At 73.5% G+C, this 25,669-nt stretch carries 17 protein-coding genes and 1 pseudogene; 6 read left to right on the forward strand and 12 right to left on the reverse strand.

Going from position 1 to position 25,669, the window contains the following annotated elements; genetic code table 11:
* Positions 1-31 precede the first annotated feature (31 nt).
* From C1A33_RS12565 to C1A33_RS12590, 6 genes are all read right to left on the reverse strand, one after another.
* Positions 32-562, reverse strand: coding sequence for a helix-turn-helix domain-containing protein (locus C1A33_RS12565; RefSeq protein WP_101831703.1), 531 nt, complete (start codon positions 560-562; stop codon positions 32-34).
* Between the two features lie 93 nt (positions 563-655).
* Positions 656-2,095, reverse strand: coding sequence for a cell division protein PerM (locus C1A33_RS12570; RefSeq protein ID WP_101831704.1), 1,440 nt, complete (start codon positions 2,093-2,095; stop codon positions 656-658).
* Between the two features lie 150 nt (positions 2,096-2,245).
* Positions 2,246-3,115, reverse strand: a complete 870-nt coding sequence (locus C1A33_RS12575; RefSeq protein ID WP_101831705.1) for a hypothetical protein — start codon at positions 3,113-3,115, stop codon at positions 2,246-2,248.
* A 188-nt stretch (positions 3,116-3,303) separates the two neighbouring features.
* Positions 3,304-4,176: a succinate--CoA ligase subunit alpha gene (gene sucD, locus C1A33_RS12580; protein WP_101831706.1), complete on the reverse strand. Its 873-nt coding sequence runs from the start codon at positions 4,174-4,176 to the stop codon at positions 3,304-3,306.
* 24 nt (positions 4,177-4,200) lie between these two features.
* Positions 4,201-5,367 carry an ADP-forming succinate--CoA ligase subunit beta gene (gene sucC, locus C1A33_RS12585; RefSeq protein WP_101831707.1) on the reverse strand — a complete coding sequence of 389 codons (1,167 nt, stop codon included), beginning with the start codon at positions 5,365-5,367 and terminating at the stop codon, positions 4,201-4,203.
* A gap of 561 nt (positions 5,368-5,928) precedes the next feature.
* A complete protein-coding gene (locus C1A33_RS12590; RefSeq protein ID WP_101831708.1) occupies positions 5,929-8,157 on the reverse strand; it encodes a protein kinase domain-containing protein in 2,229 nt (742 codons plus the stop codon).
* 268 nt (positions 8,158-8,425) lie between these two features.
* On the opposite strand from C1A33_RS12590, the gene C1A33_RS12595 reads away from it, so the two are divergent.
* Both C1A33_RS12595 and C1A33_RS36555 read left to right on the forward strand, forming a co-directional pair.
* On the forward strand, positions 8,426-10,036 hold the full coding sequence (locus C1A33_RS12595; protein WP_101831709.1) for a carboxyl transferase domain-containing protein: 1,611 nt from the start codon (positions 8,426-8,428) through the stop codon (positions 10,034-10,036).
* A gap of 225 nt (positions 10,037-10,261) precedes the next feature.
* Positions 10,262-10,708: pseudogene (locus C1A33_RS36555) on the forward strand (esterase/lipase family protein); the annotation flags it as partial.
* Positions 10,709-11,047: 339 nt separating this feature from the next.
* Here C1A33_RS36555 and pcrA read toward each other — a convergent pair.
* The 5 genes from pcrA to guaA all read right to left on the reverse strand — a co-directional run bounded on the left by pcrA (position 11,048) and on the right by guaA (position 18,104).
* Positions 11,048-13,624 (reverse strand): DNA helicase PcrA, encoded by a 2,577-nt coding sequence (pcrA, locus tag C1A33_RS12605; protein ID WP_101831710.1) that lies wholly within the window; start codon positions 13,622-13,624, stop codon positions 11,048-11,050.
* Positions 13,605-14,390: an RNA-guided endonuclease TnpB family protein gene (locus C1A33_RS38325; protein WP_480014334.1), complete on the reverse strand. Its 786-nt coding sequence runs from the start codon at positions 14,388-14,390 to the stop codon at positions 13,605-13,607. Before C1A33_RS38325 ends, pcrA begins: the two co-directional genes overlap by 20 nt.
* Before the next feature lie 433 nt (positions 14,391-14,823).
* On the reverse strand, positions 14,824-14,922 hold the full coding sequence (locus C1A33_RS38330) for a helix-turn-helix domain-containing protein (RefSeq protein WP_480014330.1): 99 nt from the start codon (positions 14,920-14,922) through the stop codon (positions 14,824-14,826).
* 126 nt (positions 14,923-15,048) lie between these two features.
* Entirely contained in the window at positions 15,049-16,260 is a 1,212-nt protein-coding gene (locus tag C1A33_RS12615; RefSeq protein WP_101831711.1) for a threonine ammonia-lyase, read from the reverse strand.
* A gap of 239 nt (positions 16,261-16,499) precedes the next feature.
* Entirely contained in the window at positions 16,500-18,104 is a 1,605-nt protein-coding gene (gene guaA, locus C1A33_RS12620; RefSeq protein ID WP_101831726.1) for a glutamine-hydrolyzing GMP synthase, read from the reverse strand.
* A 631-nt stretch (positions 18,105-18,735) separates the two neighbouring features.
* Here guaA and C1A33_RS12625 point away from each other — a divergent pair.
* From C1A33_RS12625 to C1A33_RS12640, 4 genes are read left to right on the forward strand one after another with little or no spacing between them, the layout of a single operon-like run.
* Entirely contained in the window at positions 18,736-22,644 is a 3,909-nt protein-coding gene (locus tag C1A33_RS12625; RefSeq protein ID WP_101831712.1) for a sensor histidine kinase, read from the forward strand.
* Complete coding sequence (locus tag C1A33_RS12630) at positions 22,641-23,063, forward strand: roadblock/LC7 domain-containing protein (protein WP_101831713.1); 423 nt, start codon at positions 22,641-22,643, stop codon at positions 23,061-23,063. The genes C1A33_RS12625 and C1A33_RS12630 overlap by 4 nt, the downstream gene beginning before the upstream one ends.
* 25 nt (positions 23,064-23,088) lie before the next feature.
* Positions 23,089-23,448: a DUF742 domain-containing protein gene (locus C1A33_RS12635; protein WP_101831714.1), complete on the forward strand. Its 360-nt coding sequence runs from the start codon at positions 23,089-23,091 to the stop codon at positions 23,446-23,448.
* On the forward strand, positions 23,429-24,025 hold the full coding sequence (locus C1A33_RS12640) for a GTP-binding protein (RefSeq protein WP_101831715.1): 597 nt from the start codon (positions 23,429-23,431) through the stop codon (positions 24,023-24,025). The genes C1A33_RS12635 and C1A33_RS12640 overlap by 20 nt, the downstream gene beginning before the upstream one ends.
* A 195-nt stretch (positions 24,026-24,220) precedes the next feature.
* Here C1A33_RS12640 and C1A33_RS12645 read toward each other — a convergent pair whose 3' ends face one another.
* Complete coding sequence (locus C1A33_RS12645) at positions 24,221-25,633, reverse strand: ABC transporter substrate-binding protein (protein WP_101831716.1); 1,413 nt, start codon at positions 25,631-25,633, stop codon at positions 24,221-24,223.
* Between the last annotated feature and the right edge of the window lie 36 nt (positions 25,634-25,669).

A 25,669-nucleotide genomic window follows, 5' to 3' on the forward strand; every position in this document is an offset into this window, starting at 1 on the left:
TCACATCGACGCGGCCTCGCCCGCCGCCGGCTCACGCGGCGGGCGCCCAGCCGGCGACCAGAGCGGCCAGTCGCTCCTCGATCAGAGCGGCCGGCGGGGCGGCCGGCCCCGACGCGGTGGCCAGCCGAGCCGCCAGGGGCAGCAGGCCCGGGCTGACGTCGTCCTCGGCCCCGCCGGCGCCGCACCGACAGCCCGCGGCGGACTCGTCCGCGCCGGCGTCGACCTGCCCGAAGTCCGGCCCGTCGAGCAGCTCTCCGGGCCGGCACCGGTACAGCTCGGCAAGCCGCCACAGCACCGCAGCCGACGGGGCGCGGCCGCCCCTGGCCGGCCAGGCCTCCCAGTACGACCAGGTCTTACCCGTCTTGGCAGGCCCGGGAGCGGGCCAGCGCTCGTTCCACCGGCGGGCCGCCTCCTCCTGCGTCCACCCCTGGGCGAGCCGGAACGCCACCAGGGCGCCGAGATGATGCCGAGCCTGCAGCCTGCGAGCGATGCGACGGGAGGACCAGCCCAGCTCGCGCAGCTGACGAGCCTCGACTCGGATACGGGCGACCGCGACCGGCACGACGACCTCCTGAAGATGATCCGTTGCGCGGACCCTAGCCGGCACCGCCGACAGTTTCCGGCGACGAGTCCCGGCGCGCCCGCCCGCGCGGCCTCACTCGGGGCGCCGCGACGTCCAGGTCGCCGTCCGGCCACCGGGCAGCGGCATCCTGCGCCGCCAGAAGGACGGCTCGGCGTCCCGGGCGAGGAACGGCCGCTCGGCCCGCCGCACCGCGAGGTCCACCCCGCCGACCAGCAGCAGGCCGACGAACGCCACCTCGCCTCCGGCGAGCAGACCGCAGGCCCAGGCCGCCGCCGGCCCGTAGACGCCCGCGCCGCCGCCCACCCGCCCCAGCGAGGCCTGGCAGGCCAGCCCGATGAGCAGGCCGCAGCACGCCCCGGCGAGCAGCACGGTCGCGAGCCGGTCCCGCGAGCGCGCGCCCGCTGTGGCGCGATGTGCCATCACCCCGCACACCACTCCGGCGACGAGCGGCACCACCAGCAGCGCCAGCCAGCCCGGACGCGGTAGCGCGCTCGGCGGCAGCGCCGCGAGCACCGGCAGGTCGGGTACCCGGCCGGCGTGGACGACGTCGGCGCGCACCAGGCCCGAACCGGTGTGAAAGCCCGGACCGAGGGCGTACGCCAGCGCCCACAACACCAGATTGGGCAGCACCGCGAGCTGCGCCACCGCGAGCCCGAGCCCGCCGAGGACCCCGACGTCCAGCGCCCGCTCGGCGCCGGCCACCTCGGGCAGGGTGGCCGCGATGACGAGGGCCACCCCGAACGCGGCGGCGGCCACCAGCGAGGCGAACGCCGCCATCCCGCACAGCAGCGGGGTCCGCAGCCACCGCGGCAACACGCGCCACGCGGTGCGCAGCCGATGGCGCCCGGCGAGGGCGCCGAGCAGCGCCGCGGGCAGGCCGAACGCGACCGTGCCCAGCGCGGCCGACGCGAGGCCCGGCCGGGCCGGGCCGGAGCTGACCAGCAGCGCGACGACCACCACGAACAGCGTCTGGGCGGCGACGACCTCGCCGACGTCCAGAATCACGACCCGCCAGGGCACGCCGACCCCCGACGACCCGCCCCCCCCCCGCCCGCCCGCGGCCCTGCCGCCGGGACCGCTGCCGGCGGCGTCCGTACCGGCGGCGCCCTTTCCGGTAGCGCCCGCCGCCCGGCCACCCCCCTGCACGCCGGAGGGCCGCCCGGGCAGCGGGGCCGTCCACACCGGGACGGCCGCCGCCCGGCGATGTGCCGCGCTCAGGGCTGCGGCCAGGGGAAACAGGGCGAGACCGAGCGGGCGGAAGGCAATGATCCCGTCCGGCAGCCGCAGCGTCGCGCCGTGGGCGACGAGCCACAGATCGGCGCCCACCCGCAGCGCGGCGGCGGGACCGGTCGACGATCCGGTATCCGCGCCCCAGACGACCAGGACCACGACCTCGATGAAGATCAGGCCGGCGGCCGACGCCGCGATCGCGGCTACAGCGGGCCGGCCGGCCCGCTGCCACAGGCGGTCTGCGAAGCGCCGGGCGGACCCGGGGCGGTGGAAGGCGGGCACGTTAGGACGCTCGCACGCGGTCGCTGCCCATCCGGGACAACACGCCGTCCACCGACCGAGAAATACTCCCGCGCCCGAAAGGCCCGGTTCGGCGAGATACGGGCGGCCAGGTGACGACGCACCCCGGGGTCCCGCCCGGGATCCGCGGCGTCAGCGACCGCCGGCGGGCGGCTGACCGTAACCGGGCGGCGGCTGCTGACCGTAGCCAGGCTGCTGGCCATACCCGGGCTGCTGCTGGCCGTAGCCGCCGCCCTGCTGCTGACCGTAACCACCACCGGTCGGCGGCTGACCGTAGCCACCACCTTGCTGCGGCTGGCCGTAACCACCACCGGCCGGTGGCTGGCCGTAGCCACCACCCTGCTGCTGACCGTAACCACCACCGGTCGGCGGCTGACCGTAGCCGCCACCCTGCTGCGGCTGGCCGTAACCGCCCTGGCCGGGCTGCTGTCCATAGGGGCCGGTCGCGCCGGGGTGACCCGGGGTCGGCTGCTGGCCGTAGGGCTGGCCGTACGGCGGCTGGCCGGACGGCGGCTGCCAGCCGCCGGGAGTGCCGGGGCCGCCGCGCCCGGGAATCGGAGCCCCGGCCGCCAGCGCCGCCAGCACGCCGAAGACGGTCTGGGCGAGGGCGGCGACGATCGCGAGGTAGAACCCGACGCTCGGGCCGGCGTCCACGCCCGACGGGACGTCGGGGAACCGGATCCACCGGATGATCAGGAGGAGGACCGCGAGCGCCGAGACGCCGGGAAGCACCCACAGCGCCGAGACCGGCCCCAGGTCCGGGATACGCAGGTTCGCGAACAGGCGTCCGGCGAGCACGCCGGCGACCGCGAGTACCAGCAACACCGGGAACCACGAGTTGAAGCCGAGGCCCCAGCCGTTCTCATGGGCTGATCTGGACTGCCCGAAGAACGACAGGGTCACGGAGTACCACGGCAGAAAACTCACGATGAACATGACCGCCCCGGAGGCGATCACCCCGATGTCGTTGGTCGCAACGTTACGACCGCCGATCTGTGCCACGACGGTAACCCCACTTCGTCTGGTCGGTCGGCGGGCCGGCGTCTGGCGCCGGCCCGCCGATGCAGGAGTCTCGCAGTCATGGGGAGATGAGGGAAGGTACGTCCAACCCTCATCCCCCACAACCCACGCCCCCTGGACCGTCCGTACGACGAACCGCCGCGGGCGGCGGGCCCATCATCCGGACAGATCTACAACGACCGCATGATGTCAGCCATCAGGCGGGCTGTCTCCGAGGGGGTCTTGCCCACCCGCACACCGGCCTTCTCCAGGGCTTCCTTCTTGGCCTGGGCGGTACCGGACGAGCCGGACACGATCGCGCCCGCGTGGCCCATCGTCTTGCCCTCCGGCGCGGTGAAGCCGGCGACGTAGCCGACGACCGGCTTGGTCACGTGCGCCTCGATGTGCGCCGCGGCCCGCTCCTCGGCGTCGCCGCCGATCTCGCCGATCATGACGATGGCGTCGGTGCCCGGGTCGGCCTGGAAGGCGTCGAGCGCGTCGATGTGGGTGGTCCCGATGACCGGGTCACCGCCGATGCCGACGCAGGTCGAGAAGCCGAACTCGCGCAGCTCGTACATCATCTGGTAGGTCAGCGTGCCGGACTTGCTGACCAGGCCGATGCGGCCGCCGGGGGTGATGTCCGCCGGGATGATGCCGGCGTTGGACACGCCGGGGCTCGCGATGCCCGGACAGTTCGGCCCGATGATCCGGGTCGTGCCCTTCGACTGCGAGTAGGCGAAGAACTCGGTCGTGTCGTGGACCGGCACGCCTTCGGTGATGACGACGGCGAGCGGGATCGCCGCGTCGATCGCCTCGATGGCGGCGTCCTTGGTGAACTTCGGCGGAACGAAGATCACCGAGACGTTCGCGCCGGTCTGCGCGATGGCGTCGGTGACGGAGCCGAACACCGGCACGCCCTCGACCTGCTGGCCGACCTTGCGGGCGTTGACGCCGGCGACGACGTTCGTGCCGGCGGCCAGCATCCGCTTGGTGTGCTTCGCACCCTCCGAGCCGGTGATGCCCTGCACCACCACCCGGCTGTTCTCGTCAAGCCAGATAGCCATTGCTTCGAGTTCCCTTCGCCCTGGTCAGGCCGCGGCCGCAGCGAGCTCGGCGGCGAGCTTCGCCGCGCCGTCCATCGTGTCGACCGGCTTGACCACCGGGAGGTTCGCCTCCGCGAGAATGCGGCGGCCTTCCTCGGCGTTGTTGCCGTCGAGGCGCACCACCAGCGGGGTGGTGACGTCGCCGACGATCTTCAGGGCCTGGATGATGCCGTTGGCCACCGCGTCACACGAGGTGATACCGCCGAAGATGTTGACGAAGACGCTCTTGACCGACGGGTCGCCCAGGATGATCGACAGGCCGTTCGCCATCACCTCGGCGGACGCGCCGCCGCCGATGTCGAGGAAGTTCGCCGGGCGCTTGCCGCCGAACTCCTCGCCGGCGTAGGTCACCACGTCCAGCGTCGACATGACGAGGCCGGCACCGTTGCCGATGATCCCGACCTCACCCGTCAGCTTGACGTAGTTGAGGCCCTTCTCCTTGGCCTTCTGCTCCAGCGGGTCCACCGCCGAGACGTCGACGAACGCCTCGTGCTCGGGGTGGCGGAAGCCGGCGTTCTCGTCCAGGCTGACCTTGCCGTCGAGCGCGACGACACGGCCGTCCCCGGTGAGGATCAGCGGGTTGACCTCGACCAGCGTGGCGTCCGACTTCACGAAGACGGTCCACAGCTTCGCCAGCAGCTCGGTCGCGCCGTCGAGGGCGGCCTCGGGCAGCTTCGCGGCGATCGCGATCTCGCGGGCCTTGGCGGCGTCGACGCCGGTCAGCGGGTCGATGAGGATGCGGGCCAGCGCCTCGGGCTTGGTCGCGGCCACCTCCTCGATCTCCATGCCGCCCTCACGGGAGGCCATGGCGAGGAACGTGCGGTTCGCCCGGTCGAGGAGGAAGGAGGCGTAGTACTCCTCCGCGATGTTGCTGGCCTCCTCGACGAGCACCGAGTGGACCGTATGGCCCTTGATGTCCATCCCGAGGATCGCCGACGCCTTGGCGAAGGCGTCGTCCGGTCCGTCGGCGACCTTGACGCCGCCGGCCTTGCCTCGGCCGCCGGTCTTGACCTGAGCTTTGACGACCACCTTGCCGCCGAGTTCGGTGGCGATCGCTCGCGCCTCCTCGGGAGTGGTCGCCGTCTTCCCGGTGGGCACCGGAACGCCATGTTCGGCGAACAGCTTCTTCGCCTGGTATTCGAAGAGATCCACGGTCCGTCCAGTCGGATGCGATCGATACGGGTCGGGTTGCGTAGGGCTACACGGGCTGCGCAGAGCTACACGAGCTGTGCAGAGCTATACGGGCTGGGCAGGGCTACGCGGGTTGCGTAGGGCCACACGAGCTGTACAGGGCTACGCGGGTCGCGTAGGGCTGCACAGAACGCCTGCGAGCCTACTGACGAGCTGGTTACGGCGCGCGTCACGCGCGGTGCCGCCGAAACCGGCCGAATCCCCGGCGGCACCCGGCCGGACGAGCCTCGACGAGCGCCACCGGCAGGGTCCGCGATCACGCCCCGCGCGCCCCCGGCCCACGTCAGGCCCCCCGATACGGGACAAATACGGTGGCCGATCACGCACTGCGGCTGATGGGCGCGCCTGCCGCCGCACGCGCGCGACCAGCGAGCCTGACGCTGAGCGTGACCAGCGCGCGCGGCACCGTGATCTTTCGTGTCGGATGTCACGGCACCGACCGGCGAACATATGCCAGAAATCACAGCGCAACGACACCGATCGTGGTCGAGCCGCCGGCGGCTCCCGCGGAAGGCCGGCTGTTCATCGCAGCGCGAGAACGACGAGCAGGCTGGTGGCCGTCAGCCCGATTCCCGTCCAGCCCAGTCCGATCCCCACGGACGCGAGCCGCCAGCCCCGCTGGTTGTGCCGGCGGATCTCGGCCCGGGCGACCGAGCCGACCACCACGGCGGCGACGCTGCCCAGCCCGAACAGCCAGCCCAGGGCCAGCACCACGGACAGCAGCGCCCTCCCGTTGAGCCCCTGCTCCACCGGGGTGGTCGGCGGGAAGAGGCGACGGGACTCGCCGGCCGCGCCGAGCGACACCGGTTCGGCACCCGCGCCGGGAACCCGGACGGCCGGCTCCGAGGCCGGTGCCGGCGATGCCGGTGCCAGCGACGCCGGCGGCGGCAGAACCGGGGGCGGCGGGGTCGGTGGAAGCGGAAAGGGCGGCAGCGGAGCCTGCGGCGGTGCGGCCGGCCGCGGGAGCGCCGGCCGGGCGGGCGGCGCCGCCAGCGCCGGGGGCAGCGGGTCCGCGCCTCGGGCCGGCGCGCCGCGCGGCGGAGCCGGGCGGGCCTGGTGGGCGGCGCGCGCTGGGTGAACGCTGCCGGACGGCCGGACGGCGGGCAGCCCGGCGCGACGGCGGCGGCCCGGCGACGGCGCCGACGGGGGCGGCTGGTACGGCGGCGCGGGCGGGCGGCCCACGCCGAACGTGGACGGATCCGGAGGGCGCGACGGCGGCGTCGGATCCGGCGGCCGGATCGTGTCCTCGGTCGAGTTCGCCGCGGCGGCCGGCCGGCGCTCCCGTTCCTCCAGCCAGCCGTCGTCGCTCGCGCGCCGCTCGGGCCGCGGCGCGGACGGCGGGCGGACCGGCGCCCGCGGGTCCGGCTCGTCGACGTCGTAGGTCCAGCGGGAGACGACCGACGGTCCGTGGTCGGCGGATCCCGACGAACCCGCGAAGCCCGACGAACCCGCGGAGCCCGACGAACCCGAGGCCGCCGCCGGCGGTCGGTCCCGCCGCCGGGCACCGGGGACCGCCGTTGTGGTCGGCCCGGAACTGGCCGCCGGAGCCGGCGCCGGTGCGGGCGGCGACAACGGGGTCAGTCGGGACCGGTGCACCGGCGGGGGTGGCGGGATCGGAGTCGGCGGCGGTGGAGTGGCGATCGCGGGACGGAAGGCCGAGGCCGGCGGCGGTACACCGACCGGCCTGGGCCCCCGCGCCGGACCGGGCCCGGCCACCGCCGGTGCCCACCCCGAGCCACCGCCGGCCCCGCTCGGCGCCGGGCCGGGACGAGCCGCCGACTCCTCCTGCCCCGGCGCGCCGTGGTCGGCCGGCGGGCCGGCGCCGAGACCGGCCGGCCCGGGGGCGGGAAGGGCCGTGACCACCTCGTTCATCACCTGCCCGCTGCCCGTCCAGGTGCGCTCGAGGACGTCGCCGGCGGCGGCGTCCGCCTCGGTGACACCTTCGACGACCCGGCCGACCAGCGAGGCGAGCAGCGCCGACGCGGTCGGCCGTTGCCGGGGGACCTTGGACAGCGCCCTGGCCACCAGCGAGAGCAGGTAGGCGGGCACCGCGTCCAGGTCGGGGGTGTCGCGCTGCACGCGCAGGGCGAGCTTGTCAGGGGTCTCGGCGTGGAAGGGATGCCGCCCGGTCGCCGCGTAGGTCACGCAACTGGCCCAGGCGAAGATGTCCGCCGACGAGTCCGACGGCTCCCCGCGCATCTGCTCGGGCGACATCCAGGCCAGCGTCCCGATCACATGACCGGTCCGAGTCAGGGTGCTGCTGTCGGTGAGGTGGGCCACCCCGAAGTCGATGACCTTGGGCCCGTCCCAGGCCAGCAGGATGTTGGAGGGCTTGAGGTCGCGATGCACCACGCCCGCGGCATGGATGGCGACCAGCGCGTCGGCGAGCCCGACCGCGAGCCCCCGGACCAGGTGGCTCTCGAGGCGCACCCGGGCCTGGACCGCGGCGGCCAGGCTGATGCCCTCGACGTATTCGGTGACCATCCACGGCACCGGCGCCTCGGTGTCGGCGTCGAGCACCGCGGCGACCGCGTTGCCCCGCACCCGCAGCGCGGCGCGCACCTCGCGCTCGAACCGGCTGCGGAACTCCGCGTCCTCGGCGAGTTCCTCGGCGGCGACCTTCACCGCGACGGCGCGCTGCTGCGGGGTGAAGCCGAGGTAGACGGTTCCCATCCCCCCGGCACCGATCCGGTTCTGCAGCCGGTACGGGCCGATCTGACGGGGATCGTCCTCCAGCAGCGGTGTGAGCATCGCTCTCCTCACTCCACTGTTCTCGCGGGTGTACTCGCGGGTCCGGTGCCGGCACCCACCCACTCAGGGGACTGTGCACCAAAGGGTATGTCGTGTCCTGCCGGGAGGCAGCCAGCACTGTTCGTCACGTATATCCCTTTCCATCCGTGATGATGGATCCCCCGAGCATCGCCCCTGGCGCCGCCCGTGCACGCCTCGATGCGGCGTGTCCTGTGACACCGGCCTTGCTCCGGGGCCCGCGACCACGACCGCGGATCAGGATGCGGTCATGGACAGCGACAGCCGACCCGGGGCGCGCACGTCGGCCGACTGGCGAACGCGGCTGCTCGCGGGCATCACGCCACGGCCCGCCAGCCGCCCCTCGGCCAACCGCCTGGGCTGGCCGGACTACGACGGACGGCCGGCACTGCGGTGGGGTGACGGCCTGATCGCGGGAGTCCCGGCGGTCGCGGCCGCCTGGGACTTCTCCGTGCACGGCGGGAGCTTCGGCGAGGCGGATGCCGCCAGCTTCGCCGAAGCCGCGGCGACGGCGCTCGCGACCCGTCGGCCGCTCGTCTCCTTCCTGCGCAGCGGTGGCACCCGGTTGCAGGAGGGGGTCGCCGGGCTGGTCGGTCTGCCCCGCGCCGCGCTGGCCCTGGCCGCGCTGGACGACGAGGGGATCGCTCATCTCGCCGTCGCCGACCAGCCGACCACCGGCGGGGTCTGGGTGACCATCGGCTCGCGGTGCGACCTGCGCTGCGCCGTGGCGGGCTCGACGGTCGGCTTCTCCGGCCCCCGGGTGGTGGCGGCGATGACCGGCACGCCACCGCCGCCGGGCAGTCACCACGCGGAGTCCGCCCGCGCCGCCGGCCTCGTCGACGCCGTCCTGGCCCCGGAGACGGTCGAGGACTGGCTGCGCCGCGCCCTGACCGCGCTGTCTCCCCACCCCGCCGCGCCGATGCCCATGGACGGCGTGGACGGCGTGGACGGCGTGGACGGCGTGGACGGCGTGGACGGCGTGGACGGCGTCACCGTCGACGAGGTGACGGCGACGCGGCTCGCCGGCAGGTCCGGCTGGGAGCAGGTGCGCGCGGCCCGCGACACGCCGCGCCCGGACGGCGCCACGCTGCTGCGGGTCCTGCTGCCCGACGGCGTCGACCTCGCCGGACCCGATCCGTGCGTCGCCGCGCGGATCGGCGTCCTCGCCACCGGCTGGCCGCCCGGCGCGGTTGCGAACAGCGGCAACCCGAGCACCGGAAGGGCGAACAGCGCGGCCCGGGACGGCGGGATCCCGGACGGCGCGCCGGGCGGCGTTGCCGCTGCGGGCGGGCGGCGGGTGGTGGTCGTGGCCGTCGGTGCCATGCGGGCGTCGGCCCCGGGGCCGGACGGCTACCGCCTGCTCACCCGGGCCGCCCGGCTGGCGGGCAAGCTGGGCATCGGACTGATCACCCTGGTCGACACCCCGGGCGCCGCCTCGGGCGCGCCCGCCGAGGCCGCGGGCATCGCCGCCGCGATCGGGGACGCGATGGCGGCGGTGCTCGCCTGCCCGTCACCGACCGTGTCGATCGTGCACGGTGAGGGTGGCTCGGGTGGCGCGCTCGCCGCCGCCGTCACCGACGTGGTCGCCATGACGCCCGACAGCTACTTCACCGCACTGTCCCCGGAGGGTGCCGGCGCGACCCTGCGCCTGCCGGCGGAGCGTGCCGCTGACGCGGCCGGGCTGCGCCCGGTGGACCTGCGTCGCCTCGGCTTCGCCGACAACCTGCTGGCCGGCACCGATCCGGCGGCGATCGCGCGGGCCGCCAACCTGCTGCTCACAGCCGTGAGCCGACAGGATCCGGCCCGACGGCGCCGGCACCGTCGAGCCCGTTGGTCGACAGGATTGCGTGACAGTCTGTAATCTCCTTGCGTTGTCCGGACGGGTCCGGCCATGTCGGATCGGCCCGGGACGCCCACGCCCGCCCGGGCGCCGGTCGCCCCGGGGCCGGGCCGGCGGCCCGCCGGGCAGCGAGCAGGAGGGTGATCCACCATCGACAGTCCGCCATCACCGCCGGCACCCGCCGGGCGCCGGCGGGCGATCGCCGCGGGTCTGCGGGCAACGCCCGCGAGCGCCCGCGGCCTCGCCATGGAGACCGCGGGCCTCGCGACGCATCTGGCGCTGTACCCGGCGGCCGCGCTGCGGCGACGGGCCCACCGCGACGACGCCTACTCCCTCGGCCGGCTCCCGCCGTTGCAGCGCGGCCTGCTGGTCCGCGCTCCGGACACGGCGACTACCCCGGTGCTGCTCGTCCACGGCCTCATCGACAACCGCTCGGTGTTCACCCGGCTGCGCCACGACCTGCGCCGGCGCGGGCTGCGCCGAGTGGTGCCGGTGGAGCTGCCGCTGCGCACCGCGTCCGTCGAGGACGGCGCCCGGCTGCTGGCGACCGCGGTGACGGCGGCCGCCGGTGACGACGGCCGGGTGCAGATCGTCGCGCATTCCCTCGGCGGGCTGGTGGCGCGGTACTACGTCCAGCGCCTGGGCGGCGACCGGCGGGTGAGCATGCTGATCACCCTGGCCACCCCGCACGGCGGCACCCGGCTCGCCGAGCTGGTTCCCCGCGCGCTGCCGTATCCGCTGCTCGCCCAGCTGCGGCCGGACTCGCCGCTGCTCACGGACCTCGCCGGCCCGGCGCCCGACTGCCGGACCCGCTTCGTCGCCGTCGGGGCCGCGCTCGACACGGTGGTCCGCCCGGCGCAGGCCGCGCTGCGGCATCCCGACCTGACCGCCGTGAACCTGACCGTGCCGGGCCACGGTCACCACTCGCTGGCGTTCAGCGGCGCGGTGTGCCACCTGGTCGCCGGCTGGCTGGCGGGGACGGCACGGCCGGAATGCTCGGAGTTCCTCGACGGCTCACCGCCGCCGCCACGCTCAGAGCTTCTCGACGGGGGCGTAGCGCAGCAGCAGCCGTTTGGTCCCGGCGTTCGCGCCGAAGTCGATCGTCGCCTCGGCCGAGTCCCCCACCCCGCCGACGGCAACGACGACGCCGAGGCCGAAGCTGTCGTGCGTCACCCGGTCACCGGTCCGCAGCTCGACCACGGGACGCGCCGCCGGGCGGGCGCGTCCGGCGAACGGCGAGTTCGGTAGCGGCCGCCGCCCGCCCGCTCCTGCCCCGGCGGCTGCGCGGGACCCGTCGGCGCCGCCGGGGCGCCCGACCCCGTTCGTGCCGGCGAGACCATCCGGCGAGCCCCAGCCCCGAGCTGGCGGCGGGGGCGCCGCCTCGGCCAGGCGGCGCCAGTCCAGCAGCGCGTCGGGCACCTCGCCGAGGAACCGCGACGGCGGATTGTAGGCCGGCTGACCCCAGGCACTGCGGACCACCGACCGGGTCAGGTAGAGCCGGGACCGGGCGCGGGTGAGCCCGACGTAGGCCAGCCTGCGCTCCTCCTCCAGCTGGGTGGGGTCGCCGAGGGTCCGCATGTGCGGGAAGACGCCGTCCTCCAGCCCGGTGAGGAACACGACGGGGAACTCCAGCCCCTTCGCGCTGTGCAGGGTCATCAGGGTGACGACACCGTCGGAGCCGTCGTCGGTGGGGACCTGGTCGGCGTCGGCGACGAGGGAGACCTGCTCGAGGAACTCCCCGAGACCGCCCTCGGGGTTGCGCTCGACGAACTCCTGCACGACGCCGACGAGCTCCTGCAGGTTCTCCACCCGGCCCTGGCTCTCGACAGTGTCCTCGGCGAGCAGCTCGGCGAGGTAACCGGTGCGTTCGAGGACCGCCTCGACGACGGCGACCGGGCCGTCCGCCTCGGCCGCCCGCAGCTCGCCGAGCAGCGCCGCGAACTCGCGCACCGCCTTCGCCGAACGGGTGGCGATGCCCGGGACCTCGCCGACCCGCTCCAGCACCTGCGCGAAGCTGATCCGCTCGACCTCCGCGAACCCGGCGAGCGCCGCCTCGGCCCGGTCCCCGATGCCCCGACGCGGCACGTTGAGGATGCGGCGCAGGTTGACGGTGTCGCTCGGGTTGACCAGCACCCGCAGGTAGGCGAGCAGGTCGCGGATCTCCCGGCGCTCGTAGAAGCGGACCCCGCCGACGACCCGGTAGGGCAGCCCGACCCGGACGAAGATCTCCTCGAAGACGCGGCTCTGCGCGTTGGTGCGGTAGAACACCGCCACGTCCGCGGGGCGGGCGAGGCCGGCGTCGGTGAGCCGGTCGACCTCCTCGGCGACGAACGCGGCCTCGTCGTGCTCGTTGTCGGCGACGAAGCCGACGATCTTCTCGCCGTCGCCGGCGTCGGACCACAGTCGCTTCGCCTTGCGCTGGTTGTTCCGGGCGATCACCGCGTTCGCGGCCGACAGGATCGTCTGGGTGGAGCGGTAGTTCTGCTCCAGCAGGATCACCGCGGCGTCGGGGAAGTCCTCCTCGAACTCCACGATGTTGCGGATGTTCGCCCCGCGGAACGCGTAGATCGACTGGTCCGCGTCCCCGACCACGCACAGCTCGCCCGGCGGGACCGCCCCGGACGCCCAGGTCACCCCACCGCCCGTGGCCGCACCCGCGCCGTCAGCGGCACCGGCGGCGCCCGCCCCGTCGACACCGGCGGTCGGGAGCGCGGGTGACGGCCCGCCGTCCCGGGCGCCGCCGTGCGCCGGCTGGCCGACGAGTTCCCGGACGAGGACGTACTGCGCGTGGTTGGTGTCCTGGTACTCGTCCACCAGCACGTGGCGGAAACGGCGGCGGTAGTGCTCGGCGACGTCGGGGAACGCCTGCAGCAGGTTCACCGTCGTCATGATCAGATCGTCGAAGTCGAGCGCGTTGGCCTGGGCGAGGCGCTGCTGGTAGGCGGCGTACACCTCGGCGACGGTGCGCTCGGCGTGGCTGGTCGCCCGGTCGCGGGCGGCCTCCCAGTCGATCAGCTCGTTCTTCAGGTTGCTGATCTGCGCGGCGAGGCCCCGGGCGGGATGCCGCTTCGGGTCGAGATCCAGATCCCGGGTGACCAGGGTGATCAGCCGCTGCGCGTCCGCGGCGTCGTAGATGGAGAACGACGATCCGAAGCCCAGCCGCTTCGCCTCCGAGCGCAGGATCCGCACGCAGGCCGAGTGGAACGTGCTCACCCACATCGCCCGCGCCCGCGGGCCGACGAGCGCGCCGACCCGCTCGCGCATCTCGGCCGCGGCCTTGTTCGTGAACGTGATCGCGAGGATCTCCCCCGGCCGCACCCCGCGCTCCGCCAGCAGGTAGGCGATGCGGTGGGCGAGCACCCGGGTCTTGCCGGAGCCGGCGCCGGCCACGACCAGCAGCGGCGCGCCGATGTGCACGACGGCGGCCCGCTGCTGCGGGTTGAGCCCCGTCAGCAGGGCGTCGGCGTCGAGCCGGGGCGGGGCGCCGGGCGCCTGGCCGCCGGACGGCGGCGCCAGCACGGCCGGCCCGAACAGGTCATAGGGCACGCCGCCGGCCCGCTCGGCGGACGCGCCGACGACACCGGGGGACTCACCGAACAGTGTGCTCATCAGACCTCGATCGTTCGATGCCAGGCAGGTCGCGGAGGAGCGTGGCCGAGGGGCGCGCGCAAGGCCACCCTACGTTGGCCTCCTCCCCGGCCTGACGGCGAGGATTCCCTTCCTCGCGGGCGGGTTTTCCTGCTTCACCGACAGATGCCTCCCCGTGCTGAGAGCGGGGTGGTCCTACTCCGTCTCCGCAGGCTGCCACCGCGAGCCCTGCGGCCAGAATGTTCTTCGCCGCGTTCACATCCCGATCGTGCACCACACCGCAACGGCAGGTCCATTCCCGGGTGTGTAGCGACAGGGATGCGACCAGCGCGCCGCAGGCCAAGCAGGACCTGGTACCTGGATACCATCCGCTGACAGCGACGACCGTCCGTCCGTACCAGGCGCCCTTGTATTCCAGCATGAACCGCAGGTCCCGCCAGCCCGCATCCGAGATCGCGCGGGCCAGCGCATGGTTGCGTACCATGACGCGGACCGCCAGGTCCTCGATGACCACCGTTTGGTTTTCGCGGATGATCCTCGTGGACAGCATGCGCAGATGATCCCGACGCCGGTCACGGATCCGACCGTGTATCCGGGCCACCTTCATTCGCGCCTTGGCCCGGTTCGCTGATCCTTTCTTCTTCCGGGACAGTTCCCGCTGAACGCGTGCCAGACGCTCCCGATCCCGACGCTCGTGGCGCGGGTTGCCGATCTTCTCCCCGGTGGACAGCGTAACCAGCGAGGTGATCCCCGCGTCCAGCCCGACCTGCGCGTCGACCGCAGGCAGGACCGACCGGGCACTCGACCACGATCGAGACGTGGTACTGGCCGCGAGCGTTTCGGGACACCGTCACCTGCGAGGGATCCGCACCGTCGGGCAGCGGTCTCGACCAGACGATCGCCAACGGCTCGGCCTGCTTCGCCAGCGTGAGCTGCCCGCCGCGGAAGGCAAAGCATTTCCGGAAGTACGTCGCCGAGTCGACAGCCCTGCCCTTATTCTTGAACGAGGGGTAGCCGGCCCGCTTCTCCCAGAAATTCACGTAGGCGGTCTGGAGGTGCCGCAGTGTAGCCTGCAGTGGTCCCTTCGACGGCCCGGTAAGCCAACAGGTATCCGGATCGCGTTTCCACCCCGTGAGCATCTTGTCGGTTTCGGCCCAACCGATCCGACGCTGCTCCTGGAACCAGGCCCGGCACCATTCAGCCAAGGCCCGATTGTACACCTAGCGTACACAACCGAAGGTTTTTTCAAGGTTCTCGGCCTGCACCGAGGTCGGGTGGAATCGGTAGCGGAACGCCCGCTTCACCAGTCGATTCCCCATACCTGACAGAATACCCACTTCTGAATTCGTTCTGGCGGCCGAGCGAGCGCGCGAACCGCCCTCGAGACGGGGCCCGCGCGCTACGATTCCTGATCACCTCGGCGGCCTGCCACCGAGGCGACCAGCTCAGGCCGTGGTCCGCGCAACGCCGGCGTTGTCGGCCAGGCGCGCCGTCAGCGACGCCACCCGGGCCGCCACCGCGGGATCGAGGTTGCCGCCGGACAGCACGGCCACCGTCGGCCCCTGGGCGACGCCGGGATACCGCAGCAGCGCCGCGACCGGCGCTGCCCCGGCCGGCTCCACGGCGTGCCCGGCCCGGCGCAGCAGGAACATCGCCTCCCAGAGGGCGGCCTCGTCGACCGTCACCACGTCGTCCACCAGCCGCCTGGCGAGCGCGAGGGTGAGCCGCCCGGGCTCCCGCACGGCGATGCCGTCGGCGATCGTGCCCCGCGCCTGCGCCTGCGCCTGCGTCGGCGTCGGCGTCGGCGCAGCCGGGCGCGGCAGCGTCGGGCGCCGGCACGGCCGGGCGGCAGCCGGGTCCCCTCCCGGCGCGGCGGCCAGGTCCGCACCGACGCCGGCGACGAGACGCCGGCCGGCCCGCAGCGACGCGGCGAACGCCGGCGCCAGGACCGACTGCACGCCGACCACCCGCACGTCGGGCCGGCGTGCCCGCAGCGCCGCGGCGACGCCGCTGACCAGGCCGCCGCCGCCGACCCCGACGAGAACCGTGCCGAGGTCCGGCACCTGGTCGAGCAGCTCCAGGCCGATCGTGCCCTGCCCGGCGACCACCGCCGGGTCGTCGAACGGGTGCACCAGCAGCCGCCCGCCGGCCGCCGCGTAGGACGCCGCGGCGGCGAGCGCCGCCTCCACCCCGCCGGGCACCTCCTCGACGCGCGCGCCGAGCCGGCGGGTGCGTGCCACCTTGACCGGGTTCGCCCCGGCCGGCACGAAGATCGTCGCCGGCACGCCGAAGACCGCCGCCGCGTACGCGACGCCCTGAGCGTGGTTGCCGGCGCTGGCCGCGACGACGCCGCGGGCGCGGGTGGCGGGGGCGGCGGTCGCCACCCGGTAGTAGGCACCGCGCAGTTTGAACGACCCGGTGTGCTGCTCGTGCTCGCACTTGAGCCAGACCGGCACGCCGAGAGAGGCGGACAGGCCGGCGTCCCGCACCACTCTGGTCCGCCGGGCGACGCCGTCGAGCACCCGGGCCGCCGCGGTGCTCTCGCGCAGCCACCACGCCGGATCCGCGTCCAGCGCGGGATCCGCCGCCGGGCCCGGATCGGCGTCCAGGCCCGGATCCGGGAACGTCGGTTTCTCGCCTGCGGCTGGTGCGGTCATGAGGGCGCCTCTCCCGGTGGCGATGCGGCCACCTCACCGTGACCGCGGCAACAAAAAAGCCCCCCGCGGGAAGGCGGAAGGGCGTGGCGCGCGGACCCGGTGGTCGGGTGCGCGCCTAGGTAATGGCCATCTGCTGCACGGTCACACTCTCCAGACTGCTCCCGCCATCGCGGAACGTCAAACCGAGGCCCGCCCGCCGCCGCGCGGTGAGGGGTGGGCGGGCCTGCGAGCGGTCGGGCCTACTCCCACTCGATCGTGCCGGGCGGCTTCGAGGTGATGTCGTAGACGACCCGGTTGACCTGCGCCACCTCGTTGACGATCCGGTTGGAGATGCGTTCGAGCAGGTCGTAGGGCAGCCGCGCCCAGTCCGCGGTCATCGCGTCCTCGCTCGTCACCGCGCGCAGTACCACCGGGTGGCCGTAGGTGCGCTCGTCGCCCTGCACGCCGACCGAGCGCACGTCGCCGAGCAGCACCGCGAACACCTGCCAGATCTCGCGGTCCAGGCCGGCCCGACGGATCTCCTCGCGCACCACCGCGTCCGCCGCCCGGACGATCTCCAGCCGCTCCGGGGTGACCTCGCCGATGATGCGCACGGCGAGCCCGGGCCCGGGGAACGGCTGGCGCCAGACGATCTCCTCGGGCAGCCCGAGCTCCTCACCGAGCCGGCGGACCTCGTCCTTGAACAGCGTGCGCAACGGTTCGACCAGGCCGAACTGGAGGTCGTCCGGCAGGCCCCCGACGTTGTGGTGAGACTTGATCTTGGCGGCCGTCGGCGAGCCCGACTCGATCACGTCCGGGTACAGGGTGCCCTGCACCAGGTGCTCGATCGTCGCCCCCTCGGCCTCGGCCCGCGCCTCCAGCTCGCGCGCCGCCTCCTCGAAGACCCGGATGAACTCACGCCCGATGATCTTCCGCTTCTGTTCCGGCTCGCAGACGCCGGCGAGCGCCGCGGCGAACCGGTCGGCCGCCTTGACGTGCACCAGCTCCACCCCGGTGGAGGCGACGAAGTCGCGCTCGACCTGCTCGGCCTCCCCCGCCCGCAGCAGGCCATGATCAACGAAGACGCAGGTCAGGGCATCACCGACCGCGCGGTGCACGACCGCCGCGGCGACCGCGGAGTCCACCCCGCCGGACAGCCCGCAGATCAGCCGGCCGTCCCCGACCTGAGCCCGCACCGCCGCCACCGCCTCGTCGGCGATGTTGACCATCGTCCAGGTCGGCCGGCAGCCGGCACCGGCCAGCAGAAAGCGGCGCAGCACGTCGAGGCCGTGCTCGCTGTGCAGGACCTCCGGATGGAACTGGACGCCGTACAGCCGCCGCGCCGGGTCCTCGAAGGCGGCGACGGGGGTCGACGGCGTGGTCGCGGTGACCCGGAAGCCGGGCGGCGCCTCGGTGACCGAGTCGCCGTGGGACATCCACACCTGCTGGGCCGTCGGGAGGCCGTCGAACAGGACACCAGGGCCGGTCACCGACAGACGCGTCGCTCCGTACTCGGCCGTTCCGGTCCGGGAGACCGAGCCGGCCAGCGCCTGGGCCATCACCTGATGGCCGTAGCAGATACCCAGAATCGGCAGCCCGGTGTCAAACAACGCGGCATCCACGCGCGGCGCACCAGGCGAGTACACCGACTTCGGGCCGCCAGAAAGGATCAGTGCTGACGGTTGCCGCGCCAGGATGTCCGCCACAGGCATGTCCCAGGGCACGATCTCCGAGTACACGTGGCATTCCCGGACCCGCCGGGCGATCAGCTGCGCGTACTGGGCGCCGAAGTCGATCACCAGTACGGTGTCGTAGCCGGATCGTCCCGCGGCGCCGGGGACGACCGCATGGGCCGGCCCCGGGATGGTCGCGGTGGCGGCACTCTGGCCCGCCCCCCGCGACTGCACGCCGTGACCAGCATCGCTGCGCTGCAAGTCGCTCACCCCGCAAGCCTACGGACCCACCGGCACTGATGGGCCAGGCCCACGTCAGGGCCTCGCCAGGGCCCCGACCAGGCGCGGGACGGCCAGCGGCGGGGGCTCGGCCCGGCGGGCGCGGCGTACGCTCGTCACCGGTTCCACGGCCCTGCCGACACGGTCGAGGACCGGCCGCCGCGGGTTCCGCGCACGGAGTGCGCGTTTCGCCCGAACGGGCGATCCATCGGGGGCGCCCCCGGACCGCCGTAAGGACCGATGTCGCGGATGCCGGAGATGCCGGGCTTTGCACCTTGAGTGCCACCGGCGGACACATCCGCATCCGTCGGGATCGCCTACCTTGTGGCCGTTCACACCGGTTACCAGCACGGTGACTCCGCGCGCTGTGTCCACAACTGGCACACGGCGGCGAACGCGCTTACGGTAGGCGCCTTTCGGATGCCGACTTCGTACCGCTATGGTGCCTGGCAAGGGACATCCGGGCCCGATACCGAGCCATCCTGGTACGACGTGTTCCGGGAGGCTGGCGGAGAGGTTGCGAAGGTACGTGCGCAGACAACCGATGGCCAGCAGCACGGGCATCGCCGCAGACGCGGAGCCGACGTCGGCGCCGGGTTTGCCCGTGGACAACGAAGACGGCGGGCAGCGCGACGATCGCTCCGCGGCGCCGCCGGATCCTACGGGGTCCGGCCTGGGACGCCTTCGTCGCGCCGCCAGCAACCCCACCAACTGGCGAGTTCGCACCAAGCTGATCGCGATTCTGATCGTGCCGGTCGCGGCGATCCTGGCGTACTCGTCGATCGCGGCGGGCTCGGCGCTCACCAGCACCCGCGACGTGAACCGGGTCGCCGACCTCACGACGATCAGCAGGTCCGCGGTCACCCTGGCGCATGCCCTGGAGCAGGAGCGGACGTACAGCGTCGGACTCGTCGCGAGCGGCCCGGTCGCGATGCGCCGGAACGACTCGCTGCCGCCACTCCAGACGAAGGTGAATGATGCCTACCAGGCATACAAGTCGTCGACCAACGGACGGCGCGGTTCGTTCGGTAGTACTGTTCGCGAGGCGCTCGACGATGTACAGACGAGGATGGACTCGCTGCCGGCCAAGCGGCTGACGGTCAAAAGGCTGGTAGACCCCAAAGCGGCCCAAATCGCCTATCAGCCGATCATCGACTCGCTGATCGACCTGCTCCAGCTCATCCCGCAGGGAAATGACGACGAGCAGCTCGTCAACGGTGTCAACTCGGCCTTCTTCCTGATGTCGGGCACGGAACTGCTGGCCCAGGAGCAGTCACTCATCTACGGCCTCATCATCCAGGGCAGCAACCGCCCCTTCACCGAAGGTGACTTCCGGGAGTTCCTCTCGGCCGAGACCCAGCGGACGCGCTTCCGCGACAACCTCGAGAACGTCGCCGGCCCGGCCCAGCTGGCCATCTACACGCCGACAATCGACGCCGAGAACAACGGCGACATCGAGAACACCGACAATTTCGTCGACACCGTGCTCGGCTCGCCCGTCAACCAGCCGCTGTCCTCCGTCGAGGCGACGAAGTGGAACCGCTCGACGCAGGACGCGATCGACGCGGGCGCCGACGCCTCGGGACAGCTGCTCGGGCTGGTCGACGACCGCGTGGGCACCCTGCGGGGCGACATCCAGCAGCGCGCGCTGCTGTCCGGTCTGCTCGTCGTGGTCATCCTCGCCACCGCCCTGCTGGCCGCGCTCATCGTGGCCCGCTCGCTCGTCCGGCCGCTGCTGGCCCTGCGGACCGCGGCCCTCGACATCGCCGACCGCCGCCTCCCCGACGCCGTCCGCCGGCTGCGTGACTCCACCGACCAGGACATCGACGACTCGATCGAACCCGTCGGTATCGATACCGACGAGGAGGTCGGTGAAGTCGCCCGGGCCTTCGACGAGGTCCACCGCGAGGCGATCCGGCTGGCCTCCGAGCAGGCGTCGCTGCGGAACAACGTCAACGCGATGTTCGTGAACCTCTCCCGGCGCAGCCAGGGCCTGGTGGAACGCCAGCTCCGCCTGATCGACGACCTGGAGAACCGCGAGCAGGACCCCGACCAGCTGGCCAACCTGTTCAAGCTCGACCACCTCGCCACCCGAATGCGGCGGAACAACGAGAGCCTGCTGGTCCTCGCCGGCACGGACACCGCCCGCCGGTGGACCCACCCCGTTCCCCTCAACGAGGTGGTCCTCGCGGCCATCTCCGAGGTGGAGCAGTACACCCGGGTCAAGCAGACCTCGGCCGCCCCGGTCTCCATCGCCGGAAACGGTGTCAGCGACGTCGTCCACCTGGTCGCGGAGCTGCTGGAGAACGCCACCTCGTACTCGCCGCCGGTCACCGACGTGCTCGTCACCAGCCATTCGCTGGGACCGGGCGCGGGGGCGATGATCGAGATCGAGGACCAGGGCATCGGCATGCCCGCCAAGGAGCTCGAGCGCATCAACGAGCGGCTGGCCAACCCGCCGGTCGTGGACGTCTCGGTGTCCCGGACGATGGGTCTGTTCGCGGTCGGCCGGCTGGCCGGTCGGCACGGCATCCGCGTCCAGCTGCGCGAATCCTCCTCGGGCGGCATCACCGCGGTCGTCCGGCTGCCCGCGAAGCTCGTGACCGGCGACAGTGCCGCCAGCGGGCCGGGCCGGGCGCCCGCGCTGCCCCGTCCCGCCGACCCGCCCGCGCTCACCGCCGGCCCGGCCACCGGCGCCGAGCGGGCGATCGGGCCGGGCGAGCGTCCTGGCGCGCCGGGCGGCCACGGCCCGGACACCGGCGAGCGGGCGGGCGGCCTCGCGGCCGCCGGCTCGACGAACGGCTCCAGCAACGGCGCGCACCGCACCGGCCCCGAGCCGCCGGCCCGGGAGGGCTTCTTCGACGACTCCAGCGGCCCGCGGCGCTTCCCGACCACCGGGCCGTTCCCGCTCACCGGCCCCATGGCAGCCCAGCTCGGCTCCGACCGCACGGGGCCGATGCCCACGACGGACCGGCGCGACCAGTTCTCGCCCGGCCGGGACGGTCCGGGCGGACGCAACGACGGACGCAACGACGGACGCAACGACGGACGCAACGGTGGCGGCGACAACGGCCTTGACCGCGGCCAGCCCGGCCCGCACGCGTTCGACAGCCAGGAGATCGACCTCGGTGGACCGCGCGACCGGGGCCTGACCGGCCCCGGCGACCACCCCACGCCCCCGCCGGCCGTGACGCCGGACACCGAGACCATCGAGCGGCGCGGCCCGGCTCAGCGCGAGCCCGCCGCCCCGGACGTGACGAGCCCGATGTCCTTCGGCGACAACCGCTGGCCGACGCGGCCGCGCCCCGGCGCCGAGCCGGCCGCGCGGGACCGGCCGGACACCGGGCCCCGCCTGCCCATGCGGGACCGCCCCGCGCCGGAGGCGGACCGGGCGCCGGCCGAGCCGATCCAGCGGGTCGAGCGCGTCGAGCCGGGCGAGCCCGCCGAGCCGCGCACCGGCAGCGTGTTCCTGCGTTCCGAGGACCGACCTGACCCGCAGACCCGGCCGCGTCCCAACGCGGCCACCGGGCCGCGGGCCGGCAGCACCGGACCCCAGGCGCGGACGGGCCCCGGCCGGTTCGCGACGCCGGAGCCGGCGACGGAGACCGCCGAGTCAACCGAGTCCGCCGACGAGCAGGACGCGGCGGAGCTCGAGACGGATGACGTCGAGACGTCCCCGATCTTCGACTCGGTGTCCGCCTGGTTCCAGCGGCGCAGCCCGGCTGAGGAGGCCGCGGCGCAGGCGGGCCAGGTCGCCGCGGCGGCCCCGGCCCAGTCGCCGCGGGTCACCCAGGCGCCGCAGGTGCCCACGCCGGCCGCGGCTTCCGTCCAGGCGCCGACGCCCGCACCGGCACTGCAGCGGCAGGCCCCGCCGGCGCGGCCCATCGCCGAGCCCGCGGCCGCCTCGGCGCCGCCGGTGCGACGTCCGGGCCTCGGCGGTGCCTTCGGGCACCGCGCCCCGGGGCGTCCGGGCGCCGACCCGCTGATCGGGCCCCGCCCGGTGCCGCCGGTCGAGCCCGCCGCGCCGGCCCCCGCCTACGCGGCGCAGAACGGACCGCAGTCCCAGCCCGCGGCGGCCCAGCCCGCCGCGGTGGCCCAGCCCTACCAGCAGGCAGGGCAGCCACCAGCAGCACAGGCAGCACCTCAGCCACCGGCCGGGGGAGGCTGGAGCTCCCCCGGGGACGCCGGCTGGCAGGCCGCCGAGGCAGCACGCCAACCCTCCGCGGGTGGCGTGACACGCTCGGGCCTACCGGTGCGAGTTCCCATGACCCATCTCGTGCCCGGCAGCGCCGAACCCGCGCCACGCCGGCGTCCCGCCGCTGACACCGCGACCAGGTCCCCCGAGGCTGTCGGTGGCCGGCTCGCCAGCTTCTACCAGGGCGTCCGGCAGGGACGTGATGTCGGAGTAGACACCACGAGGAGCCCTCGACGTGACGCGCAGGAGGAACGGTGACACCCGTGAGTTCTGATGCCCAGAACCTCAACTGGTTGATCAACAACTTTGTCGACCGTGTCCCGGGTGTCGCCCACACGGTGGTCGTATCCGCGGACGGCCTGTTGCTGGCCGTCTCGGACGGCTTCCCCCGGGACCGGGCCGACCAGCTCGCCGCGGTGGCCTCTGGCCTGGTGAGCCTCACCCAGGGCGCCGCCCGGGTCTTCGAGGCCGGCGGTGTGACCCAGACCGTCGTGGAGATGGAGCACGGCTTCCTGTTCATCATGGCGATCAGCGACGGCGCGAGCATGGCCGTCCTCGCCGCGCCGTCGTGCGACATCGGCCTCGTCGGCTATGAAATGGCACTGCTGGTCAGCCGGGCGAAGGACGTCCTCACCCCGGCCCTGCGCGCCGAACTGCAGGGGACGCTTCCGCGGTGACTAGGCGGCAGCACAGGGAGTCAGGGTGAGTATCGATCCCGAGAGCGCGCCCGGTCCGGTCGTCCGTCCTTACGCGATGACCGGCGGGCGAACTCGGTCGCGCTATGAGCTCGCCATCGAGGCGCTCGTCTTCACGACGCCGCTGGGCGAGGAGCGGGCCATCGCCCTCAACCTTGAGCAACAGACCATCGCCGCCATGTGCCGGCAGGTGCGATCCATCGCGGAGATCGCCGCCGGGCTCCGGGTCCCACTGGGGGTCGCCCGCGTGCTGGTAGGCGACATGGCGGACGAGGGATTCGTCCGCGTCCACCAGCAGCCTGACCGCGACGAGGCACCGGATCTCGCGTTGCTCGAAAGGGTTCTCAGTGGCCTTCGAAAGCTCTGACAACAGGCGGGTCAACTCCGCCGTCGCCACGACCTCGGTGAAGATCGTGGTGGCGGGAGGGTTCGGCGCCGGGAAGACCACCTTCGTGGGCTCGGTGTCCGAGATCGTCCCGCTGCGCACCGAGGCCGTCATGACCGAGGCGGGCGCCCACGTCGACGACCTCACTCACCTCACCGACAAGACCACGACGACGGTCGCGATGGACTTCGGCCGTGTCTCCCTCGACGAGGACCTGATCCTGTACCTGTTCGGGACACCTGGGCAGTACCGCTTCTGGTTCATGTGGGACGACATCGTGCGGGGTGCCATCGGGGCGATCGTGTTGGCCGACACCCGCCGTCTCGCCGACTGCTTCGCCGCCGTCGACTACTTCGAGCAGCGCCAGCTGCCGTTCGTCGTGGGCGTCAACTGCTTCGACGGCATCCTGCGGCACTCGATCGAGGACGTCCGCGAGGCGCTGCAGATCAACCCCGCCGTACCGATCATCACCTGCGACGCCCGCAACCGTGACTCGACCAAGAGCGCGCTGATCGCGGTGGTCGAGCACACCATGTCGCGGGCGGCGGCGCGGGCCTGAGCCGGCCGCTGCCCGGGCCCCGTGACGGGTCCGGGCAGCGGGGCTGGGTGCGGGCAGCGGGGCTGGGTGCGGGCGGCGCAGCCCCCGCACCCAGCCCCGGTACGACGGGCACGGCCCGACATGTGTGAGGGCCCGCAGGCGGCTGCCTGCGGGCCCTCACACATGCGTGGGCGGCTTCCAGCCGCCACCGGTGGCCTAGACCTGCTCCGGCAGCGCCCGAAGCTGCGAGTCCATCGGCACCCGGGGGTTGCCGGAGTCATTCACGATCTTGAGTACGAAGTCGGTGTCGCTCTTGTCCCACTGGCCGCCGACCACGCCGACTCTGGCCACGTTCTTGGGCACGTTCGGCTGGGAGCCGAACGCCACCGGCCCGACGATCGTCTGGGCGTCGACCTCCCGGATCGCGGCGACGATGGCCTCCCGGTCCAGCGACGCGGCCCCGCCGAGCGCCTTCACGGCGACCTCGAACAGCGCGTAGACGAAGCCGAGGGTCGGTGACCAGCCACGGCCCCGGGTCGTCGCGAAGTCGTTGGCCAGGTCCCTGGAGGTCCTGTTGGTCAGCGAGCTGCGGAAGGGGTGCGACGGCGACCAGCCGACGTCGGTGGTCAGCGCGTCCCCGTTGGACCCCAGCGCCCGGACGTCCTCCTGGAAGTCCAGCGCCTTCGACATCGTCAGTGCCTTCGGCGTGAAGTTCCCGGCACGGACCTGACGCTGGAAGGTCGCGAGGTCCGCCGCCTGGGCCACCCCGACGACGCTCTGGACGCCGGCCTGCTTGAACTGCTCCACATAGTCCCGGAAGGCGTCGGTCCCCGGCTGGAAGCCGGCCTGACCCGGCGAGGTCACCTGAAAGTTGAACCGGCTGATCGTGGGAATTCCGAAGTCCTGGCTGGCGAATGCACGACCGTCATCATCCTCGGGGTAGACAAGACCCACCTTGGTGACGCCCAGCTGACGCCACATCGCCACATAGGTGGCGACGACGTCGTCCACGCCCCAGTAAAAGTGGTACGTCCAGTGGAAGGGCATGTCGACGTTGCCGCCGCGCCCGTACCACCAGGACTGCCACGGGGCGATCGTCGAGATGCAGGGAACCTGGTTGATCTCGCACTGGTCGGCCACCGGAATCGCCGTGTCCGAGGTGCCGCCGGCCAGGACGATGTCGACCTTGTCCTTGAAGATCAGGTCCGTGGCCGCGATGCCGGCGCCGTGCCGGTCGGACGCGGAGTCCCGGACGAAGATCTCCACCGGATAGGTGCGCCCGCCGACCTTGACGCCGTCGGCGAGAATCCTGCGCATCGACGCGACGACGTACGAGTCGATGATGCTGTACGACCCCAGGGCTCCGGTACGTGGGAGAACGTACCCGATTCGGATCTTGCGCTGGCCGCCTGAGGAGGACCCGCCGCCGCACGCGGCCAGCACACCGGCGGCCGGCGCCGCGACCGCGGCCGTCCCAGCCCACCGCAGCAGGCTGCGCCGATCGAGCGGCGCCCGGTCGAGAGCCGACCGGTGGACGGCCGGCGGGTGCCCACCCACCCCGCCGGACGCGCCCTTGTCGTCACCGGCGGCCGGGCTCCGCCAGCCACCCATACCACCAGACCTGAACATGGCACCTGATCCTGCCGCACGGCGGTTTAAACCTGA

The organism is Frankia canadensis (genome assembly GCF_900197875.1).
Classification (GTDB): Bacteria; Actinomycetota; Actinomycetes; order Frankiales; family Frankiaceae; genus Frankia; species Frankia canadensis.

What these genes read in the sequence shown, in the direction of transcription:
- sucD (WP_101831706.1), bottom strand. Translation starts at nt 4,176, where the DNA reads ATGGCTATCTGGCTTGACGAGAACAGCCGGGTGGTGGTGCAGGGCATC.
- C1A33_RS12590 (WP_101831708.1), bottom strand. Translation starts at nt 8,157, where the DNA reads ATGCTCACACCGCTGCTGGAGGACGATCCCCGTCAGATCGGCCCGTAC.
- C1A33_RS12595 (WP_101831709.1), top strand. Translation starts at nt 8,426, where the DNA reads ATGGACAGCGACAGCCGACCCGGGGCGCGCACGTCGGCCGACTGGCGA.
- pcrA (WP_101831710.1), bottom strand. Translation starts at nt 13,624, where the DNA reads ATGAGCACACTGTTCGGTGAGTCCCCCGGTGTCGTCGGCGCGTCCGCC.
- C1A33_RS38330 (WP_480014330.1), bottom strand. Translation starts at nt 14,922, where the DNA reads ATGGGGAATCGACTGGTGAAGCGGGCGTTCCGCTACCGATTCCACCCG.
- C1A33_RS12615 (WP_101831711.1), bottom strand. Translation starts at nt 16,260, where the DNA reads ATGACCGCACCAGCCGCAGGCGAGAAACCGACGTTCCCGGATCCGGGC.
- C1A33_RS12625 (WP_101831712.1), top strand. Translation starts at nt 18,736, where the DNA reads ATGGCCAGCAGCACGGGCATCGCCGCAGACGCGGAGCCGACGTCGGCG.
- C1A33_RS12645 (WP_101831716.1), bottom strand. Translation starts at nt 25,633, where the DNA reads ATGTTCAGGTCTGGTGGTATGGGTGGCTGGCGGAGCCCGGCCGCCGGT.